This window comes from Vibrio sp. M250220 (assembly GCF_036533795.1).
In the GTDB taxonomy this organism is placed as follows: domain Bacteria; phylum Pseudomonadota; class Gammaproteobacteria; order Enterobacterales; family Vibrionaceae; genus Vibrio.
In genome coordinates this window covers 26,763-47,541 of the sequence record NZ_JATABI010000033.1, presented here as the reverse complement: position 1 = coordinate 47,541, position 20,779 = coordinate 26,763, and the positions used below count along the sequence as shown (strand labels likewise).

At 45.7% G+C, this 20,779-nt stretch carries 15 protein-coding genes and 1 pseudogene; 13 read left to right on the top strand and 3 right to left on the bottom strand.

Features of this window, described 5'->3' with window-relative positions; translation table 11 throughout:
* The 9 genes and pseudogenes from QTN94_RS12520 to rpoC all read left to right on the top strand — a co-directional run.
* Positions 1-922 (top strand): annotated as a pseudogene (locus tag QTN94_RS12520) (elongation factor Tu); the annotation flags it as partial.
* 275 nt (positions 923-1,197) lie between these two features.
* Positions 1,198-1,578, top strand: coding sequence for a preprotein translocase subunit SecE (gene secE / locus QTN94_RS12515; protein WP_004747599.1), 381 nt, complete (start codon positions 1,198-1,200; stop codon positions 1,576-1,578).
* A gap of 13 nt (positions 1,579-1,591) precedes the next feature.
* Positions 1,592-2,140: a transcription termination/antitermination protein NusG gene (gene nusG, locus QTN94_RS12510; RefSeq protein ID WP_008078233.1), complete on the top strand. Its 549-nt coding sequence runs from the start codon at positions 1,592-1,594 to the stop codon at positions 2,138-2,140.
* A 205-nt stretch (positions 2,141-2,345) separates the two neighbouring features.
* Entirely contained in the window at positions 2,346-2,774 is a 429-nt protein-coding gene (gene rplK, locus QTN94_RS12505) for a 50S ribosomal protein L11 (protein ID WP_138971461.1), read from the top strand.
* 4 nt (positions 2,775-2,778) lie between these two features.
* A complete protein-coding gene (gene rplA, locus QTN94_RS12500; protein ID WP_138971460.1) occupies positions 2,779-3,480 on the top strand; it encodes a 50S ribosomal protein L1 in 702 nt (233 codons plus the stop codon).
* A 289-nt stretch (positions 3,481-3,769) separates the two neighbouring features.
* Entirely contained in the window at positions 3,770-4,264 is a 495-nt protein-coding gene (gene rplJ, locus QTN94_RS12495) for a 50S ribosomal protein L10 (RefSeq protein ID WP_138971459.1), read from the top strand.
* Between the two features lie 57 nt (positions 4,265-4,321).
* A complete protein-coding gene (rplL, locus tag QTN94_RS12490) occupies positions 4,322-4,690 on the top strand; it encodes a 50S ribosomal protein L7/L12 (RefSeq protein WP_269378477.1) in 369 nt (122 codons plus the stop codon).
* Between the two features lie 231 nt (positions 4,691-4,921).
* Positions 4,922-8,950, top strand: coding sequence for a DNA-directed RNA polymerase subunit beta (rpoB, locus tag QTN94_RS12485; RefSeq protein WP_331427799.1), 4,029 nt, complete (start codon positions 4,922-4,924; stop codon positions 8,948-8,950).
* 74 nt (positions 8,951-9,024) lie between these two features.
* Entirely contained in the window at positions 9,025-13,227 is a 4,203-nt protein-coding gene (gene rpoC, locus QTN94_RS12480; RefSeq protein WP_331418559.1) for a DNA-directed RNA polymerase subunit beta', read from the top strand.
* Between the two features lie 128 nt (positions 13,228-13,355).
* On the opposite strand, the gene rsd is transcribed toward rpoC, so the two are convergent.
* The gene (gene rsd, locus QTN94_RS12475) at positions 13,356-13,850 is read right to left on the bottom strand and encodes a sigma D regulator (RefSeq protein ID WP_138971455.1); all 495 of its coding nucleotides are present in this window, start codon (positions 13,848-13,850) and stop codon (positions 13,356-13,358) included.
* Positions 13,851-14,028: 178 nt separating this feature from the next.
* Between rsd and nudC the strand changes: the two genes are divergently transcribed.
* The 4 genes from nudC to QTN94_RS12455 all read left to right on the top strand — a co-directional run bounded on the left by nudC (position 14,029) and on the right by QTN94_RS12455 (position 17,914).
* Entirely contained in the window at positions 14,029-14,805 is a 777-nt protein-coding gene (gene nudC / locus QTN94_RS12470; protein WP_331418521.1) for an NAD(+) diphosphatase, read from the top strand.
* A gap of 270 nt (positions 14,806-15,075) precedes the next feature.
* The gene (gene hemE / locus QTN94_RS12465) at positions 15,076-16,143 is read left to right on the top strand and encodes a uroporphyrinogen decarboxylase (RefSeq protein ID WP_331427798.1); all 1,068 of its coding nucleotides are present in this window, start codon (positions 15,076-15,078) and stop codon (positions 16,141-16,143) included.
* Between the two features lie 105 nt (positions 16,144-16,248).
* Positions 16,249-16,884, top strand: coding sequence for a TetR/AcrR family transcriptional regulator (locus QTN94_RS12460; RefSeq protein WP_331418529.1), 636 nt, complete (start codon positions 16,249-16,251; stop codon positions 16,882-16,884).
* A 73-nt stretch (positions 16,885-16,957) separates the two neighbouring features.
* Positions 16,958-17,914, top strand: a complete 957-nt coding sequence (locus QTN94_RS12455; RefSeq protein ID WP_331418522.1) for a DHHA1 domain-containing protein — start codon at positions 16,958-16,960, stop codon at positions 17,912-17,914.
* A gap of 33 nt (positions 17,915-17,947) precedes the next feature.
* Here QTN94_RS12455 and QTN94_RS12450 read toward each other — a convergent pair whose 3' ends face one another.
* Together QTN94_RS12450 and gpmM are read right to left on the bottom strand one after the other, a co-directional pair.
* Complete coding sequence (locus tag QTN94_RS12450) at positions 17,948-19,084, bottom strand: murein hydrolase activator EnvC family protein (RefSeq protein WP_331418523.1); 1,137 nt, start codon at positions 19,082-19,084, stop codon at positions 17,948-17,950.
* 158 nt (positions 19,085-19,242) lie between these two features.
* The gene (gene gpmM, locus QTN94_RS12445) at positions 19,243-20,775 is read right to left on the bottom strand and encodes a 2,3-bisphosphoglycerate-independent phosphoglycerate mutase (RefSeq protein ID WP_331427797.1); all 1,533 of its coding nucleotides are present in this window, start codon (positions 20,773-20,775) and stop codon (positions 19,243-19,245) included.
* Positions 20,776-20,779 lie beyond the last annotated feature (4 nt).

Genomic DNA, 20,779 nt, shown 5'->3' with positions numbered 1-20,779 from the left:
GCTAAAGTGTACGGCGGTGAAGCGAAAGACTTCGCATCTATCGATAACGCTCCAGAAGAGCGTGAGCGCGGTATCACAATCTCAACTTCTCACGTTGAGTACGACACTCCAACTCGCCACTACGCACACGTAGACTGTCCAGGACACGCTGACTATGTTAAAAACATGATCACAGGTGCTGCACAGATGGACGGTGGTATCCTAGTTGTTGCTGCGACAGATGGCCCAATGCCACAAACTCGTGAGCACATCCTACTAGGCCGTCAGGTTGGTATCCCTTACATCATCGTATTCATGAACAAATGTGACATGGTTGACGATGAAGAGCTTCTAGAGCTAGTAGAAATGGAAGTTCGTGAACTTCTATCTGAGTACGACTTCCCAGGTGATGATCTACCAGTAATCCAAGGTTCAGCTCTAGGCGCACTAAACGGCGAAGAGCAATGGGAAGCTAAGATCATTGAACTAGCAGAAGCGCTAGACAACTACATCCCAGAGCCAGAGCGTGCAGTAGACATGCCGTTCCTAATGCCAATCGAAGACGTATTCTCAATCCAAGGTCGTGGTACAGTAGTAACTGGCCGTATCGAGCGCGGTATCCTAAACGTAGGTGACGAAGTTGCTATCGTAGGTATCAAAGAGACAATCACAACAACATGTACTGGTGTTGAGATGTTCCGTAAGCTTCTAGACGAAGGTCGTGCGGGTGAGAACGTTGGTGCACTTCTACGTGGTACTAAGCGTGATGAAGTAGAACGTGGTCAAGTACTAGCGAAGCGTAGAAATGGTAATGCCAGGCGATAACATCAAGATGACTGTAGAGCTAATCGCTCCAATCGCGATGGACGAAGGTCTACGTTTCGCGATCCGCGAAGGTGGCCGTACAGTTGGTGCTGGTGTTGTTGCTAAGATCTTCGCTTAATTCTAACGAATTAGCTAAAGTCTTCGGAAAATCTTGGAATAAGATTTGACGAACCAGTAGCAAAAAGGGCATCATTTGATGCCCTTTTTCTGCACTATACAAAATGTCTGTTGCATTGTTATGAAAACAGACATGTAAGCAGGATTTTTTGATTGAGGTGTTGCTTCTCAATCAATAAAAGCGTGCGTCAATCTAGTTAGATTGCCGTTTAATGGATTTGCCCTGCAACAGCGGGGTTGTTGTCGTCTATATTAAGACTTAGACAGGTTGGTTTTATGAAAGCAAATAATGCTGAAACTCCTGATAGCTCAAATGGCGCAGATATCTTTAAGTGGATTGTCACTTTCGCTCTGTTAGCTGCCGCTGTTGTGGGTAATTACCTGTATGGTGAAATGTCTGTAGTAATTCGTGCTGCAGGAGTTGTTGTATTAATCGCTGCGGCACTTGGTGTTGCTGCTACAACAACTAAGGGTAAAGCTGCGATTGAGTTTGCAAAAGAGTCGCGTATGGAAGTACGCAAAGTGGTTTGGCCTACTCGCCAAGAAACTATGCAAACTACTTTAATCGTTTTAGCTGTAAGTATTGTAATGGCTCTAGTGCTTTGGGGCATTGACGGCATCATGGTTCGTCTTGTCGCTCTAGCAACTGGGGTATAGAGGGTTTTAATTCATGAGTGAAGCTCCAAAAAAACGCTGGTATGTGGTTCAAGCCTTCTCTGGATTTGAAGGCCGTGTAGCCCAATCTCTTCGTGAGCATATCAAAATGCACAGCATGGAAGAGCTGTTTGGTGAAGTTCTAGTCCCTACTGAAGAAGTAGTGGAAATGCGTGCAGGTCAGCGTCGTAAGTCTGAGCGCAAGTTCTTCCCTGGTTACGTCCTAGTTCAGATGATCATGAACGATGAATCATGGCACTTAGTACGCAGTGTGCCGCGTGTCATGGGCTTCATTGGTGGTACCTCTGATCGTCCAGCTCCTATCACTGATAAAGAAGCTGATGCGATTCTTAACCGTCTAGAGAAAGCAAGTGAAGCTCCTCGCCCACGTACTATGTACGAAGCGGGTGAAGTTGTACGTGTTACAGACGGTCCATTTGCTGACTTCAACGGTACAGTTGAAGAAGTGGATTACGAGAAGAGCCGCCTGAAAGTGTCTGTATCGATCTTTGGTCGTGCGACACCAGTTGAGCTTGAATTTGGTCAGGTTGAAAAACTGGACTAATACTCTGATTTGTAGAGTATAAAAAATCACCTTTTTAGGCTTGTATAAGGCGCGAATTATTACTATAATCTCGCGCCTTATTATTTCAATCGAAGCTTAAGTATTATTTCAATCGAAGCTTAAGTTTTGAGCGAAATAAAAAGAATTTGTATCAACGGGGAGCTGATCGGTCGATTAGCGCTTGTACCCAAAATTAGGAATAATCATGGCTAAGAAAGTTGAAGCTTACATCAAGCTACAAGTTGCTGCTGGTATGGCAAACCCAAGTCCACCAGTTGGTCCTGCACTAGGTCAACACGGTGTTAACATCATGGAATTCTGTAAAGCGTTCAACGCGAAAACAGAATCTCTAGAGAAAGGTCTACCTACTCCAGTAGTTATCACTGTATACAGCGATCGTTCTTTCACGTTCATCACTAAGACTCCACCTGCTGCTGTTCTTCTTAAGAAAGCTGCTGGCGTTAAGTCTGGTTCAGGCCGTCCAAACACTGAAAAAGTGGGCACTGTAACTGAAGCTCAAATCCAAGAAATCGCAGAAGCTAAAGCTGCTGACATGACTGGTGCTGACATCGAAGCAATGAAGCGTTCAATCGCTGGTACTGCTCGTTCAATGGGCCTAGTGGTAGAGGGTTAATAAGATGGCTAAACTAACTAAGCGCATGCGCGTAATCCGCGACAAAGTTGACGCGACTAAAGAATACGAAATCAACGAAGCTGTAGCTCTTCTTCAAGAACTAGCAACTGCTAAATTCGTTGAGTCTGTAGACGTTGCTGTTAACCTAGGCATTGATGCTCGTAAATCTGACCAAAACGTACGTGGTGCAACTGTACTACCACACGGTACTGGCCGCGACATCCGCGTTGCAGTGTTCACTCAAGGTGCAAACGCTGAAGCAGCTAAAGAAGCTGGCGCAGACATCGTTGGTATGGAAGATCTTGCTGAGCAAGTTAAGAAAGGCGAAATGAACTTTGACGTAGTTGTTGCTTCTCCAGATGCAATGCGCGTTGTAGGTCAACTAGGTACTATCCTAGGTCCTCGCGGTCTAATGCCAAACCCTAAAGTTGGTACTGTAACTCCTAACGTTGCTGAAGCTGTTAAGAACGCTAAAGCTGGTCAGGTTCGTTACCGTAACGACAAAAACGGCATCATCCACACTACTATCGGTAAAGCAAACTTCTCTGCTGAGCAGATCAAAGAGAACCTAGAAGCTCTTCTAGTTGCTCTGAAGAAAGCTAAGCCATCTTCTGCTAAAGGTACTTACCTGCAGAAAGTAAGCATCTCTACTACTATGGGTGCTGGTGTTGCTGTTGATCAGGGTAGCCTGAACACTCAAGCATAATTGATTTGATTAGGCGCGAAATTAATGTATAATTCTGCGCCTAATATTTGTGGTTGGGGCTGAACTTTGGTTCATTAAATTCTTCTAGAATTTGTTGTGAATTATGACCCAGTCTCCGTCCAAGACCGTAGGTGTTTGACTTGTCAAACTTAATCATCCTACGTAGATGGTGCCCGAACTGACAGAAAGCTCTATGTAAATAGTTACCTTTCTTCTGGGAAGCACCTTTTAAGCTCTCACTGTTGTGATAATAGTGAGTGGTGTAACGACAACCAGGAGTTAATCCAAGATGGCTTTAAACCTTCAAGACAAAAAAGCAATTGTTGCTGAAGTCAACGAAGCTGCCAGTGGTGCACTTTCTGCAGTTGTAGCTGACTCTCGTGGCGTTGAAGTGGGCGCAATGACTTCTCTACGTAAACAAGCTCGTGAAGCGGGCGTTTACCTGAAAGTTGTTCGTAACACGCTGATGCGTCGTGCGGTAGAAGGTACTAGCTATGAGTGTCTAACAGAGACATTCACTGGTCCTACTCTAATCGCATTCTCTAACGAGCACCCAGGTGCTGCAGCGCGTCTTTTCAAAGACTTCGCTAAAGAGAACAAAAACTTCGAGATCAAAGCTGCTGCATTTGAAGGCGCGCTAACTGACGCTGAAGTACTAGCGACACTACCAACTTACGACGAAGCAATCGCACGCCTAATGATGTGCATGAAAGAAGCTTCTGCTGGCAAGCTGGTACGTACATTCGCTGCTATCCGCGATCAAAAAGAAGAAGCTGCGGCGTAAGCCTTGCTTTTTTCTGGTTGCTTAATAAACTTATTGTTGATTTAAAAGAGAATTGTTATGTCTATTACTAACGAGCAAATCCTAGACGCAGTTGCAGAAATGTCTGTAATGCAAGTTGTTGAACTAATCGAAGCGATGGAAGAGAAATTCGGCGTTTCTGCTGCAGCTGCTGTTGTAGCTGGTGGCGCTGCAGCTGGCGAAGCTGCTGCTGAGCAAACTGAGTTCGACGTAATCCTAGAATCTGCAGGCGCTAACAAAGTTGCTGTTATCAAAGCAGTACGTGGCGCAACTGGCCTAGGTCTTAAAGAAGCTAAAGCTCTTGTAGACGGCGCTCCAGCACCTCTTAAAGAAGGTGTTGAGAAGGCAGAAGCTGACGCTCTTAAAGCTCAGCTAGAAGAAGCTGGCGCAGTAGTTGCTGTTAAGTAATTATTACTTAGCTTCTTAGCCTAACGGCTAATGGCTGGTGGTTTTATAACCACCGGCCTTTTTGCGCTGTAGGGGTTGGGTGATTTTTCCGCTGTTTGAGCACCCATACTTCAAGCAAAAAACGCTTCATTAGCTCTTAATGAAACGCTACTACACTCAAACAGATATTTAGTCACTGTCTCATACTACCAGAGGCAGTTTGGGTCACTTATCAGCGAGCTGAGGAACCCCATGGTTTACTCTTATACCGAGAAAAAGCGCATCCGTAAGGACTTTGGTACTCGTCCACAAGTGTTGGACATTCCATACCTGCTATCGATCCAGCTCGATTCGTTCGAGAAATTTATCGAACAGGATCCTGAAGGTCAATACGGTCTTGAAGCTGCTTTCCGTTCTGTATTTCCGATTCAGAGCTACAACGGCAATTCCGAGCTGCAATACGTTAGCTACCGTCTTGGTGAGCCAGTTTTTGACGTTAAAGAATGTCAAATCCGCGGCGTAACTTATTCAAAGCCACTACGCGTAAAACTACGTCTAGTTATTTTTGATAAAGACGCGCCAGCAGGTACTGTAAAAGACATTAAAGAACAAGAAGTCTATATGGGCGAAATTCCGCTTATGACAGACAATGGTACCTTCGTTATCAATGGTACCGAGAGGGTTATCGTATCCCAGCTGCACAGAAGTCCTGGCGTATTCTTCGACAGCGATAAGGGTAAGACCCACTCATCAGGTAAAGTTCTATACAATGCACGTGTTATTCCTTACCGTGGTTCATGGCTTGATTTCGAGTTTGATCCTAAGGATAACCTATACGTACGTATTGACCGCCGTCGTAAGCTACCAGCATCTATCATTCTTCGCGCACTAGGTAAGACGACTGAAGAGATCCTGGACATCTTCTTTGAGAAGGTGAACTTCGAAGTTAAAGATCAAACTCTTCTAATGGAGCTTGTTCCTGATCGTCTACGTGGTGAAACTGCGTCGTTCGATATCGAAGCTAACGGTAAGGTTTACGTTGAGACTGGCCGTCGTGTGACTGCACGTCATATCCGTCAACTTGAAAAAGACAGCATTGACCACATCGAAGTACCTGTAGAGTACATCGTTGGTAAAGTTGCATCGAAAGATTACATCAACGAAGCAACCGGTGAGATCATTGTTGGTGCAAACCAAGAGATCAGCCTAGAAGCTCTAGCTAACCTTTCTCAAGCTGGCCATAAAGCTCTATCTGTTCTATTCACGAACGATCTAGACCACGGCCCATTCATGTCAGAGACACTACGTATCGACAGCACTGTTGATCGTATTTCTTCGCTGGTAGAAATCTACCGCATGATGCGCCCTGGCGAGCCACCAACGAAAGAAGCTGCTGAAGCACTATTCGAAAGCCTATTCTTCTCTGAAGAGCGTTACGATCTATCGACTGTTGGTCGTATGAAGTTCAACAGCTCTATCGAACGTGAAGATGCTCAAGAGCAAGGCACACTTGATGAAACTGATATCATCGAAGTGATGAAGAAGCTTATCGCTATCCGTAACGGCATCGGTGAAGTGGACGATATCGACCACCTAGGTAACCGTCGTATCCGTTCTGTTGGTGAAATGGCAGAAAACCAATTCCGCGTTGGTCTAGTACGTGTTGAACGTGCTGTTAAAGAGCGTCTAAGCCTTGGTGACCTTGATGCAATCATGCCTCAAGATCTAATCAATGCTAAGCCGATCTCTGCTGCGGTTAAAGAATTCTTTGGCTCTTCTCAGCTATCTCAGTTCATGGACCAAAACAACCCATTATCAGAAGTAACGCACAAGCGTCGTATTTCTGCGTTGGGTCCTGGCGGTCTAACTCGTGAACGTGCTGGCTTCGAAGTACGTGACGTACACGTAACTCACTACGGTCGTCTATGTCCTATCGAAACACCTGAAGGTCCAAACATCGGTCTGATCAACTCTCTATCTGCGTTTGCGCGTTGTAACGAGTACGGTTTCCTAGAGACTCCATACCGTCGTGTTGTAGATGGCGTAGTAACAGACGAAGTAGATTACCTATCTGCTATTCAAGAAGGTCAGTACGTTATCGCTCAGGCGAACACTGTTCTTACTGAAGAAGCCACATTTGCTGAAGAGCTAATCACAGCTCGTCAGAAAGGTGAATCTGGTCTACACCCACGCGAACATGTTGACTACATGGACGTTGCAACTAACCAGGTTGTATCTATCGCTGCATCGCTTATCCCGTTCCTAGAACACGATGATGCGAACCGTGCATTGATGGGTGCGAACATGCAGCGTCAGGCAGTTCCAACTCTTAAAGCTGATAAGCCTCTAGTTGGTACTGGTATTGAGCGTAACATCGCAGTTGACTCTGGTGTTACTGCGGTAGCGAAACGTGGTGGTGTAATCCAGTCTGTAGATGCTTCTCGTATCGTTGTTAAAGTGAACGAAGAAGAGTTGATCCCTGGTGAAGCAGGTATCGATATCTACAACCTAACTAAATACACTCGTTCTAACCAAAATACGTGTATCAACCAGCGTCCATGTGTGATGCCTGGTGAACCTGTTGCACGTGGTGACGTTCTTGCTGATGGTCCTTCAACAGACCTTGGTGAACTTGCTCTTGGTCAGAACATGCGTATCGCGTTCATGCCTTGGAACGGCTACAACTTCGAAGACTCGATCTTAGTATCTGAGCGCGTAGTTCAAGAAGACCGTTTCACGACTATCCACATTCAAGAACTATCTTGTGTGGCGCGTGATACTAAGCTTGGTGCTGAAGAGATCACCGCTGATATTCCAAACGTAGGTGAGTCTGCTCTGTCTAAACTAGACGAGTCAGGTATCGTTTACATCGGTGCGGAAGTGAAAGGCGGTGACATCCTTGTAGGTAAAGTAACGCCTAAAGGTGAAACTCAGCTAACTCCTGAAGAGAAGCTACTACGTGCTATCTTCGGTGAGAAAGCGTCAGACGTTAAAGATACGTCTCTACGCGTACCAAACTCTGTTTCAGGTACTATCATCGACGTTCAAGTATTTACTCGTGACGGTGTTGAAAAAGACAAACGTGCACTTGAAATTGAACAGATGCAGCTTAAAGAAGCGAAGAAAGACCTTACTGAAGAATTCCAGATTCTTGAGGGTGGCCTTCTAAACCGTGTTAAAGCTGTACTTATCGACGGTGGTTACACTGAAGCGAAACTAGATGCTATCGATCGCAAGAAGTGGCTAGAACTGACGCTTGAAGACGATGCTCTACAGACTCAGCTAGAGCAACTAGCAGAGCAGTATGACGAGCTACGTGCAGACTTCGATAAGAAGTTTGAAACCAAGCGTCGCAAGATCACACAAGGTGATGATCTAGCACCTGGCGTACTGAAGATCGTTAAAGTTTACCTAGCGGTTAAACGTCGTATCCAGCCTGGTGATAAGATGGCGGGTCGTCACGGTAACAAGGGTGTAATCTCTAAGATCAACCCTGTTGAAGACATGCCATACGATGAAAAAGGTCAACCTGTTGACATCGTACTGAACCCACTAGGTGTACCTTCGCGTATGAACATCGGTCAGATCCTAGAAGTACACTTAGGTCTGGCAGCGAAAGGTATCGGTGACAAGATCAACCAGATGGTTAAAGAGCAGCAAGAGCTAGCTAAGTTCCGTGACTTCCTACAGAAGGTTTACGATCTTGGTGAAACTCGTCAGAACGTAGACATCGCGTCTCTATCTGATGATGAAGTTCGTACGTTGATCTCTAACCTACGTGGCGGTCTACCGATCGCAACGCCGGTATTCGATGGTGCAAATGAATCATCAATCAAAGAGCTTCTAAAACTAGGTGACCTACCAGAATCTGGTCAGTTAACTCTGTTTGATGGTCGCACTGGTGATGCGTTTGAGCGTCCTGTAACTGTTGGTTACATGTACATGCTGAAACTGAACCACCTTGTTGATGACAAGATGCACGCTCGTTCGACTGGCTCGTACAGCCTAGTAACTCAGCAACCACTTGGTGGTAAAGCTCAGTTCGGTGGTCAGCGTTTCGGTGAGATGGAAGTATGGGCACTTGAAGCTTACGGTGCTGCTTACACGCTACAAGAAATGCTAACAGTTAAGTCTGATGACGTTAACGGCCGTACTAAGATGTACAAGAACATCGTAGACGGTAACCACAGCATGGAACCTGGTATGCCAGAATCGTTCAACGTACTGTTGAAAGAGATTCGCTCGCTAGGTATCAACATCGAGCTAGAAGACGAAGAGTAATCCCACGGGATTATTTGGTAGAAGGTGCTCACTTTTGCGGGTGAGCTCCTTTTAACTCCTTACAGGAGCTGATTGTGAAAGACTTATTAAACTTTCTAAAAGCGCAGCATAAGACCGAAGAATTTGATGCAATCAAAATCGGTCTATCTTCACCAGACATGATCCGTTCATGGTCTTTTGGTGAAGTTAAAAAACCTGAAACGATCAACTATCGTACGTTCAAGCCTGAGCGTGATGGTCTGTTTTGTGCGCGTATCTTTGGTCCAGTAAAAGACTACGAATGTCTTTGTGGCAAATACAAGCGTCTAAAACACCGTGGCGTTATCTGTGAGAAGTGTGGCGTTGAAGTTACACAAACTAAAGTTCGTCGTGACCGTATGGGCCACATCGAGCTTGCTTCTCCAGTAGCTCACATCTGGTTCCTAAAATCGCTACCGTCTCGTATCGGTCTACTAATGGATATCCCTCTACGTGATATCGAGCGTGTTCTTTACTTCGAAATGTACGTAGTAACTGAACCAGGTATGACTGATCTAGAAAAATCTCAGATGCTTACAGAAGAAGAGTATCTAGATCGCCTAGAAGAGTGGGGTGACGAGTTCACGGCTAAGATGGGTGCAGAAGCGATTAAAGACCTACTTGCGTCTATGGATCTGCCTGCTGAAATCGAAGAGATGCGTGAAGAGCTTCAGTCTACTAACTCAGAGACTAAGCGTAAGAAGATCACTAAGCGTCTGAAGCTAGTTGAAGCGTTTGTTCAATCTGGTAACAAACCAGAGTGGATGATCCTAACTGTGCTTCCGGTACTTCCGCCAGATCTACGTCCTCTAGTACCTCTAGATGGCGGTCGCTTTGCGACGTCTGATCTGAACGACCTATACCGTCGCGTAATCAACCGTAACAACCGTTTGAAGCGTCTACTAGAGCTAGCGGCTCCGGACATCATCGTACGTAACGAAAAGCGTATGCTGCAAGAGTCTGTTGATGCACTTCTAGATAACGGTCGTCGCGGTCGTGCGATCACAGGTTCGAACAAGCGTCCTCTGAAATCTCTTGCTGATATGATCAAGGGTAAACAAGGTCGTTTCCGTCAGAACCTTCTAGGTAAGCGTGTAGACTACTCTGGCCGTTCTGTAATCACAGTAGGTCCATACCTTCGTCTACACCAGTGTGGTCTTCCTAAGAAGATGGCACTAGAGCTATTCAAACCATTCATCTACAGCAAGCTAGAGACTCGTGGTCTTGCGACTACAATCAAAGCTGCTAAGAAGATGGTTGAGCGTGAAGAAGCGATCGTTTGGGATATCCTAGACGAAGTTATCCGCGAACACCCAGTACTATTGAACCGTGCACCTACACTTCACCGTCTAGGTATCCAGGCGTTCGAACCAGTACTAATCGAAGGTAAAGCGATTCAGCTACACCCACTAGTGTGTGCGGCATACAACGCGGACTTCGATGGTGACCAAATGGCGGTTCACGTGCCTCTAACCCTAGAAGCACAGCTTGAAGCTCGTACTCTGATGATGTCGACAAACAACATTCTGTCGCCAGCGTCAGGTGATCCGATCATCGTACCTTCTCAGGACGTTGTATTGGGTCTTTACTACATGACTCGTGAAAAGATCAACGTGAAAGGCGAAGGTATGTACCTTGCTAGCCCAGCAGAAGCTGAGAAGGCATACCGCACTAAGACTGCTGAGCTACACGCTCGCGTTAAAGTTCGTATCACTGAGACTGTAAAAGACGAAGATGGTCACAGCACAACAGAGACTAAGCTAGTTGATACAACTATCGGCCGTGCAATGTTGTGGCAAATCGTGCCAGAAGGTCTACCGTACAGCATCGTTAACCAAAAGCTAGGTAAGAAGCAAATCTCTAACCTACTTAACGAAGCGTACCGTAAGCTTGGTCTGAAAGACACGGTAATCTTCGCTGACCAAATCATGTACACAGGTTTTGCTTACGCGGCACTTTCTGGTGTATCGGTTGGTATCGACGATATGGTTGTACCAGCAGCTAAATACACTGAGATCGAAGAAGCTGAAGCAGAAGTTCGCGAAATCCAAGAACAGTACCAATCTGGTCTTGTAACTGCGGGTGAGCGCTACAACAAAGTGATCGATATTTGGGCATCGACCAACGATCGCGTAGCGAAAGCGATGATGGAAAACCTTTCATCTGAAACGGTAGTTAACCGTGACGGTGAAGAAGAGCAACAAGAGTCATTCAACAGCATCTACATGATGGCTGACTCGGGTGCTCGTGGTTCTGCAGCTCAGATTCGTCAGCTAGCTGGTATGCGTGGTCTGATGGCTCGTCCAGACGGCTCAATCATCGAAACGCCTATCACAGCGAACTTTAAAGAAGGTCTAAACGTACTTCAGTACTTTATCTCAACGCACGGTGCTCGTAAGGGTCTTGCGGATACGGCACTGAAAACTGCGAACTCGGGTTACCTAACTCGTCGTCTAGTAGACGTTGCGCAGGACGTAGTAGTACACGAGCACGACTGTGGCACCCACGAAGGTGTTGACATGATGCCGCACATCGAAGGTGGTGACGTTAAAGTTGCACTTTCTGAGCTAGCTCTAGGTCGTGTTGTTGCTGAAGATGTTCTTAAGCCAGGTACAGAAGAAGTTCTGATCCCACGTAACACTCTAATTGATGAGAAGTGGTGTCAAATCATGGAAGAGAACTCAGTAGACAGAATGAAAGTTCGCTCTGTAGTTACCTGTGATGCGGACTTCGGTTGTTGTGCACAGTGTTACGGTCGTGACCTAGCACGTGGTCACCTAGTGAACCAAGGTGAAGCAGTGGGCGTAATCGCTGCTCAGTCTATCGGTGAGCCGGGTACACAGCTTACGATGCGTACGTTCCACATCGGTGGTGCGGCATCTACTGCAGCAGCAGAGAACAGCATCCAAGCTAAGACAACAGGTACGGTTAAGCTACACAATGCTAAGTTTGTAACGAACAAAGATGGTAAGCTTGTTATCACTTCTCGTGCATCTGAACTGACTATTATTGATGAGTTTGGTCGTACGAAAGAGAAACACAAACTGCCTTACGGTTCTCTACTAACTAAAGGCGACAACGATTCAGTTCAAGCTGGTGAAACAGTAGCGAACTGGGAAGCGCACACTATGCCAATCATCACTGAAGTGGCAGGTCGCATCCAATTCGTTGACATGATCGACGGTGTAACAGTTTCTCGTCAAACGGATGACCTAACAGGCCTATCGTCAAGCGAAGTAACTGAAGCGGCAGCTCGCCCAGCAGCAGGTAAAGATATGCGTCCAGCAATCAAACTTGTTGATGAGCAAGGTAACGATGTAATGATCCCTGGTACTGAAATGCCAGCTCACTACTTCCTACCAGGTAAAGCTATCGTTAACATCGAAGACGGTGCAGAAGTAGGTGTGGGTGATACGCTTTCACGTATTCCTCAGAAGTCTGGTGGTAACCGAGACATCACTGGTGGTCTTCCACGAGTTGCTGACCTATTCGAAGCACGTAAGCCGAAAGAGCCTGCGATCCTTGCTGAGCACACAGGTACTGTGAGCTACGGTAAAGAGACGAAAGGTAAGCGTCGTCTAATTATCACTCGCGATGGCGGTGAGACGTACGAAGAGATGATTCCTAAGCATCGTCAGCTTAACGTATTCGAAGGCGAGAAGATTGAACGTGGTGACGTGATCGCAGATGGTCCAGAGTCTCCACACGATATCCTACGTCTACGTGGTATCCACGCTGTGACTCAATACATCGCGAACGAAGTTCAAGAAGTATACCGTCTTCAAGGCGTTAAGATTAACGATAAGCACATCGAGACTATCGTTCGTCAGATGCTACGTAAGTGTACTATTACTCACGCTGGTGACTCTGAGTTCCTAGCAGGTGAGCAAGTAGAATACGCTAACGTTAAGATTGCTAACCGTGCACTAGAGGCAGAAGGCAAAGAGCCAGCACGCTTCGAACGTGAACTACTAGGTATCACTAAAGCATCGCTAGCAACTGAGTCGTTCATCTCTGCGGCATCGTTCCAAGAGACAACTCGCGTACTAACAGAAGCTGCGGTTTCTGGTAAGCGTGATGAACTACGTGGTCTGAAAGAAAACGTAATTGTAGGTCGTCTAATCCCTGCAGGTACGGGTTTCGCTTACCACCAAGATCGTCAAGCTAAGCGTGCAGAAGAGCAAGAAGGTCCTTCAGCTGAACAAGCGACTGACAACCTTGCAGCACTACTAAACGCTGGTTTCTCTACTGACGAGTAATCGTTAGAGTGAAAAATGAGAAAAGGCACCTTCGGGTGCCTTTTTTGTTTTTAGTTACATCCTGTGGTGCTCTGTAACGTTTCACGGCAGGATGTTGGCTTTGGTAGTCTTGTTTTTCCGCTTCTCGCTTACGCGCCGGGAGGAACGGCCAGACTGTCGGCAATCATCTGAATAAGCTTATCTTCGACTTCAAACCTTACTTCGATGATCTCCCCAATAAGAGACATATCGCTGTCAAAACTGTCCAACGTGTCCTCGTCACTTACTGCGGCATATTTGTCTGTGAAATTGAGCAACGGTTCTGTCGTCAGAACGATCTTGCCATAAGTTTGGTTAATTTCGTCGGTTGCTTCAAATCCTGTCGCTCGCCATTTGTCCATTACCATGTCGTAGATCTTGAAATGCCCTTCAGAGATATAGTCGACGAGATGTTGGCAAAATACTTGGAGTTCTTGTGGAGTTGGCAGCGATGACAGTGCAGATTTAGTAGAGCAGGGTTGAAGTGCGGCTAGTTTACAATACTCAACAATGAGTGATTGTCTGGTTTCAAGCCAGTGATCGATGACTTCACTAGAGCCACCCCATTGTTCTTGTGTGTGTTTGAATTTATTCAGCATGACCATATCCTCATGATCGGATCACTTCTCTGGTGATCATTACGCTTTGGTCCCAAAGCTTGTTCAGAGTTACAACCTCTTGTCGTTACTAAAATTTATAGTCTTGAAATTGCGTGACTACAAACTCTGGTATGAATTTAGATTGCCAGTAAAATAGATGAACTGCAAGTGGAGAGGCGAGCTAATGTTACGTAAAGGTGATACAAACCGTATGAAAGATGCTTATTGGTGTGTTGTTTCAGGAAGCGACATTTGGCTGTTAGATGGTCAACTTCCTAAAGGTCTTGCTGATGATTTAGGTCTACCTTTCGAGCAGGCAACTCCACTTGGGCACTACGAGAATACACCGGTTTTTTGGCTCAATGAGGCTGACATTAATACCGAACTGGACCTGACCTCGTTACGTGATTGCTTGCACTTTCCACAAGCCCTGTTTCTTTTGATGAGCAAGGCAATTCAATATGGCCATATGTCGCAGACACTGCGCTTTTGTCCACAGTGCGGGGGACGGAATCACTTAAATCACAATCAGCTAGCCATGCAGTGTGGTGATTGCCGGACGTTGCATTATCCACGTATCTTCCCTTGTATTATTGTTGCGGTAAGACGAGACCACGAATTGTTACTGGCTCAGCATCCGAGGCATCGTAACGGAATGTACACCGTGATTGCAGGGTTTGTAGAGGTTGGTGAAACGTTGGAACAGTGTGTTGCTCGTGAAGTGAAGGAGGAGACGGGTATTAATGTGACCAATATTCGTTATTTTTCCAGCCAGCCTTGGGCTTTCCCCTCAAGTCTGATGATGGGTTTTTTGGCCGATTATCATTCGGGTGAGCTGAAGCCGGATTATAGCGAGTTGAGTGATGCGCAATGGTTTGATGTTGATCATTTACCACCCGTTGCTCCAGAAGGAACCATTGCGAGGGCCTTAATTGAGCATACAATCACATTGGCCAAGTAATTATGTTTTTGAATTTTAAATAAAAAAAAAACCTCCAGAAGGAGGGGGTAAGTAAGATGTCGTTATGAGATGCTGAACACGATGTGTCCAGTTTATAATTGTAGTTTTCGCTAGCAAACAAATTTTTAACACTGATAATGAGTGGGTGCAAATTAAGCACTGATTTAAAAGTTAATAACTTGATCTAGGTTGCAAAGCACACAGCTTTTGAGAGCCAAACAGTGTTAGAATAGCCGCCACAAAGTTGAGCCTAATAATCGGATAAACGGAATGACAGTACTAAAAAATGACCGCTACCTTCGTGCGTTACTAAAGCAGCCTGTAGACTACACTCCTGTATGGATGATGCGTCAGGCCGGTCGCTACCTTCCTGAATATAAAGCGACTCGCGCAGAAGCGGGTGACTTTATGTCTTTGTGTAAGAATGCAGAGCTTGCATCGGAAGTAACATTACAGCCACTACGCCGTTTTCCTCTAGATGCCGCCATTTTGTTTTCAGACATTCTCACTATCCCTGATGCTATGGGATTAGGCCTGCGCTTCGCAGCGGGTGAAGGCCCAGTGTTTGATAATCCAATTACATGTAAAGCTGACGTAGAGAAAATTGGTCTGCCAGATCCAGAAGGTGAACTGCAATACGTTATGAACGCAGTGCGCCAGATCCGTAAAGATCTTAATGGTGATGTTCCGTTAATTGGTTTCTCTGGTAGCCCATGGACTTTAGCGACTTACATGGTTGAAGGTGGCAGCTCTAAAGCATTCACAAAGATCAAAAAGATGATGTATGCTGAACCACAAACGTTACACCTGTTGCTTGATAAGCTTGCAGACAGTGTCATCGAGTACCTAAATGCACAGATTAAAGCGGGTGCTCAATCTGTCATGGTATTTGATACTTGGGGGGGTGTTCTAACTCCTCGTGATTACAACCTCTTCTCGCTTCAGTACATGCACAAAATCGTTGATGGTCTAATCCGTGAAAACGAAGGTCGCCGTGTTCCTGTTACTCTGTTTACCAAAAACGGTGGCATGTGGTTAGAACAGATTGCCGCTACAGGTTGTGATGCGGTTGGCCTAGACTGGACGATTAACATTGCAGACGCTGTTAAGCACGTAGGCGACAAGGTAGCACTGCAAGGCAATATGGATCCTTCAATGCTGTACGCATCTCCAGAGCGTATCCGTGAAGAAGTTGCCACTATCCTTGAAGGATTCGGTGATGCGGGTACTGGTCACGTATTTAACTTAGGCCACGGTATTCACCTAGATGTGCCGCCAGAAAATGCGGGTGTATTTGTTGAAGCGGTGCATGAGTTATCTAAGCCGTACCACAAATAATTGAGTAATTGAATGAAAGCGCCTGATATGACCAGGCGCTTTTTTGTTATAGGTTACACTAGTCGCTATACTGCCTTTGGAAATGGAAAGGGATTGAAACAACTAATGAAAACTCGTGACAAGATAGTGCTTGCTGCACTGGACCTATTTAATGAGCATGGTGAAAGGAATATCACCACTAACCACATAGCGGCGCATATTGATATTAGTCCGGGTAATCTGTATTACCATTTCCGCAATAAACAGGAAATTGTGCGCGAGATTTTTACTTTGTACTCCAATGAGTTGCTGGAACGTTTTACGCCGATTCAGGGTCAGCAAGAGAGCTTGGTATTACTTAAACACTATTTAGACTCGATCTTTACTCTGATGTGGAAATATCGTTTTTTCTACGCCAACTTGCCAGAGATCTTGCAGCGAGATGAACAATTGCATGAGGAGTACATCCAAGTACAGGATAAGTTGCAGGCTAATCTTATCAATATCATGCGTGCTTTTGTTGGGTTAGAGCTAGTGACGGTCGCTGATAGTGATATGAAGTCATTAGTGACAACTCTGCACTTGATTGCGTCAAGCTGGCTGGGGTATCAAGCGGCAATGTCTCCTAAAACTCAGATTACTGAACAAGTGATCCATCAGGGAATGCTGCAGATGATCTCGGTAGTCAAACCCAAAGCGACGGCACAAGGTCTAGAACAATTACAATTGTTGGAAGATGGCGTTAAAGCGATTCATGCTTAGTCATAACTAATTGAAATTGTACAAAGATGATTAACCCATTAGAGTAGCGAAAGCGACTTTGATGGGTTTTTTTATGCACTATGATGTTTTTAATGGTGATGCCGATGGCATCATCGCACTGCTCCAACTCCGACTAGCTGAGCCAAAAGCATCGATGTTGGTTTCTGGAGTAAAGCGTGATATTCAGTTATTGGAGAAGTTGTCGGTGAACCCCGGTGACTCAGTCGTGGCTTTGGATATCTCAATGGAACAAAACAAAGTGGGGCTAGAAGCTCTTCTTGCTGCAGGCGCAAGCGTGTTTTATGCCGATCACCATAAGTGTGGTGATATTCCCCAGCATGCTAACTTAGCCACCCATATCGACCTTGATCCCAATACATGTACCGCGCTTATTATCGATAAGCTGTTAAATGGTCGCTTTCACACATGGGCGATTACGGCTGCTTATGGTGATAACCTGATTACCAAAGCGGAACAACTCGCGGATGATGCCAAGTTATCTTCTCAGCAGAAAGAACAGTTGAAAGAGCTTGGTACCTTGATCAACTACAATGGGTATGGAGCCAAGTTGGAAGACCTTCATTTTGATCCGGTGCGCCTGTTCCAGCAGCTTTTGGCTTATGATGATCCATTTGCGGTAATTGCTGATCAAGCCTCGCCGTTTTATGTTCTCCGAGCTGCATATCAGCAAGATATGGACAAGGCACTGGCGATCGCTCCAAAGTATCACAGTGAAAAATTGGGTCTATTTGAGCTTCCTAATGATGCCTTTTCGCGGCGAATCAGTGGCGTTTACGGCAACTTACTCGCTAACCAAAATCCCGATTCAGCACATGCGGTATTAACGACAAATCTTGATGGAACTTATACCGTTTCATTGCGCGCACCCCTTAACAACAAGCAGGGGGCTGGGGATATATGTAGCCAATTTCCATCTGGTGGTGGGCGTGCAGCGGCGGCGGGGATAAATGCGTTAGAGCAAACGGATCTTGAACGATTTATTGAAACGGTTGAGTCCTATTACTCTTAACCTTTAAAAGGCCTGAACAAGCAGGCCTTTTTGTTATCGCGTTAACCAAGCTTTCGGATCTTGAGTTTTACTGTTGCGGCGAATTTCAAAGTAGAGGGATGGACGAGACTGACCTCCCGTATCTCCTGCAAGTGCGATACTCTCACCCGCAGCGACTTTGTCTCCCTCTTTTTTCAGTAGGCTTTGATTAAATCCATACAAAGTCATATCGCCCTTGCCGTGATCGAGTAGCACAACTAGACCGTAGCCACGTAGATAGTCAGCGAATACGACCGTACCTGAGTAAACAGCTTTGACTGATTGCCCATAATTGGCATTGATTACCATGCCTTTCCATTTGATTTGCCCGGTTTGATGGCTGCCATAGCTATGAAGCGTTGTGCCTTTTAGTGGCCAAGGCAGTTTGCCTTTTTGTTTTGCTAAGCCATCCATTGGCACGGCATTTCTCTTGGCGGCTTTTGCAATTTCAGCTTTTAGTCTTGTCTCATTGCGTTGCAATTCAGAGAGGTAAACTTTGTCATTGGAGATGCTTTTCTGAATCTGAGATACCGTTCCCTTACGCTGACTTTGGGCTTTGGTTAGCTCATCTCGCTGTTTGGTTTGCTGGTTCAGCAAGGTTGTAATTTGTTGTTTTTCCAAATTAAGTTGTTGACGGCTTTGTTCAAGCTCGGTCACGGTTGCTTCTAACTCAGCAATTGTACTTGCACGTTGTTTGGCTAGGTGTTGAAAGTATTGGCTAATTCGGTCTTCTTCAACACCTTGATTCAGAATGTTCGCTGACGACTTAGCACGTTGAGTGACGTAGTAGGTCTGAATAAGCTCAGCTAACTTATCACTCTGGGCTTTCTTGTCTCGTTCTAAATTATCGACCTTACTCTCTAACGTCGCGATATTTTGGTTGGTGCTTTGCAGAGCTGCTTTGGATTGTTTGATCTCGTTTTCGAGTCGATTAATCGTTGTTTCTTGCGATTTAAGCGATTGCTGTAGGGAGTCGAGTTTTTTCTGTTGTGAAGTGAGCGCATTTTTTTGGCGCGAGATTTCACCACTGACGCCCTTTAGCTCTGCATTGGTAGCAGCGTAGCTAGGAGATAATGAACAGGCAGAAAGAATTAACCCGAGAGTCACGAGTCGTTTACCGGCTGAAATTGTCCGGAGGTAAGTGGCAGCCATTGTTCAAATCAATCCTAACTATTTGACAGGCAATCAGTATACCCAAACAAATTCGTTAGACGAAAGAGGAATGTTAAAACTTGCTGGTGATAAGGGTATATCAGAAAAATAAAAGCCCGAGCTGATGCTCGGGCTTGATATCAAGGTATTCAGTTAAATTATTTAATCAATACTTCGCCTGACATTTCTGCAGGAATTTCTAGACCAGTCAGTGCTAGCATTGTTGGAGCTAGGTCAGACAGTTTACCGCCTTCTTTGAACTCAACCGCTTTGTCACCCACATAGATTAGAGGAACTGGAAGGTTAGTGTGCGCAGTGTGCGTACCGCCAGTTTCTGGGTCTACCATCATTTCTGCGTTACCGTGGTCAGCTGTGATCAGCATTTGACCACCGACTTCTTCGATAGCAGCAACGACTTTACCTACGCAAGCATCAACGGCTTCAATGGCTTTCTCAGCCGCTTCGTAAACGCCAGTGTGACCAACCATGTCTGGGTTAGGGTAGTTACAGATAATAGCGTCGTACTTGCCAGATTTGATTGCTGCAACCATTTTCTCTGTTAGCTCTTCTGAACTCATTTCTGGTTGTAGGTCGTATGTAGCGACTTTTGGCGAAGCAACAAGTTGGCGTTCTTCGCCTTCAAATTCAGATTCAACACCGCCATTGAAGAAGAAAGTAACGTGCGCGTATTTTTCTGTTTCTGAAATACGTAGCTGAGTCTTACCTTGCTTAGATAACCATTCGCCGTACGTGTTCTCAAGAGAAGCAGGTGGGAAGGCAATAGCTAGAGGAATGTCAGCAGCGTATTGCGTTAGCATTACGAAGTTGATCGCAGGGAATGATACACGCTCAAAGCCAGCAAAATCAGGTACGAAAGTACGCGTGATTTGACGAGCGCGGTCAGCACGGTAGTTCATGAAGATAACGGTATCGCCATCTTGCATTACCGCATCTTCTTGGCCGTCAGTTTTGATTGCAGTTGCTTTCACAAATTCATCGTTTTCTTCACGAGCATAAGCGGCTTCAAGACCAGCAATTGCTGAATCGTAAGTGAAGTCTGCTTTAGCTTGAGTGAGTAGGTCGTAAGCTACTTGAACGCGATCCCAGTTGTTGTCACGGTCCATTGCGTAGTAACGGCCAACTAGAGAAGCAACACGACCTTTGCCTAGTTTAGCGAATAGGTCTTGGAAGCGTTGTAGAGAGCCTTCTGCACTGCGTGGTGGCGTATCACGGCCATCAAGGAAGCAGTGTAGGTAAATCTTTTCTGCGCCACGTGCAGCTGCCATTTCAACGGCTGCGTAGATGTGATCTTCGTGAGAGTGTACGCCACCTGGAGACATTAGACCCATAATGTGAACGGCTTTATCTGCTTTTACCGCAGAATCGATCGCTTCTACTAGAGCGGCTGTTTGGGTGAATTCACCGTCAGTGATTGATTTGGTGATGCGAGTCAGGTCTTGGTATACCACTCGGCCAGCACCGATGTTGGTATGACCTACTTCTGAGTTACCCATTTGACCGTCAGGTAGGCCTACATCCATGCCAGAAGCAGAGATTAGAGTATTTGGATTGTTAGCAAACAGACCGTCTAATACAGGAGTGTTAGCGTTAGCGATCGCATTGCTTGCAGTTTCCTCACGGTGTCCGTAACCGTCAAGAATAACTAGAGCCATTGGCTTCTTAGCTGTCATAGTG

Bases quoted from the DNA above. Each gene is read 5' to 3' on its own strand.
- secE (WP_004747599.1), top strand. From the start codon at position 1,198: ATGAAAGCAAATAATGCTGAAACTCCTGATAGCTCAAATGGCGCAGAT.
- nusG (WP_008078233.1), top strand. From the start codon at position 1,592: ATGAGTGAAGCTCCAAAAAAACGCTGGTATGTGGTTCAAGCCTTCTCT.
- rplK (WP_138971461.1), top strand. From the start codon at position 2,346: ATGGCTAAGAAAGTTGAAGCTTACATCAAGCTACAAGTTGCTGCTGGT.
- rplA (WP_138971460.1), top strand. From the start codon at position 2,779: ATGGCTAAACTAACTAAGCGCATGCGCGTAATCCGCGACAAAGTTGAC.
- rplJ (WP_138971459.1), top strand. From the start codon at position 3,770: ATGGCTTTAAACCTTCAAGACAAAAAAGCAATTGTTGCTGAAGTCAAC.
- rplL (WP_269378477.1), top strand. From the start codon at position 4,322: ATGTCTATTACTAACGAGCAAATCCTAGACGCAGTTGCAGAAATGTCT.
- rpoB (WP_331427799.1), top strand. From the start codon at position 4,922: ATGGTTTACTCTTATACCGAGAAAAAGCGCATCCGTAAGGACTTTGGT.
- rsd (WP_138971455.1), bottom strand. From the start codon at position 13,850: ATGGTCATGCTGAATAAATTCAAACACACACAAGAACAATGGGGTGGC.
- nudC (WP_331418521.1), top strand. From the start codon at position 14,029: ATGTTACGTAAAGGTGATACAAACCGTATGAAAGATGCTTATTGGTGT.
- hemE (WP_331427798.1), top strand. From the start codon at position 15,076: ATGACAGTACTAAAAAATGACCGCTACCTTCGTGCGTTACTAAAGCAG.
- QTN94_RS12460 (WP_331418529.1), top strand. From the start codon at position 16,249: ATGAAAACTCGTGACAAGATAGTGCTTGCTGCACTGGACCTATTTAAT.
- QTN94_RS12455 (WP_331418522.1), top strand. From the start codon at position 16,958: ATGCACTATGATGTTTTTAATGGTGATGCCGATGGCATCATCGCACTG.
- QTN94_RS12450 (WP_331418523.1), bottom strand. From the start codon at position 19,084: ATGGCTGCCACTTACCTCCGGACAATTTCAGCCGGTAAACGACTCGTG.
- gpmM (WP_331427797.1), bottom strand. From the start codon at position 20,775: ATGACAGCTAAGAAGCCAATGGCTCTAGTTATTCTTGACGGTTACGGA.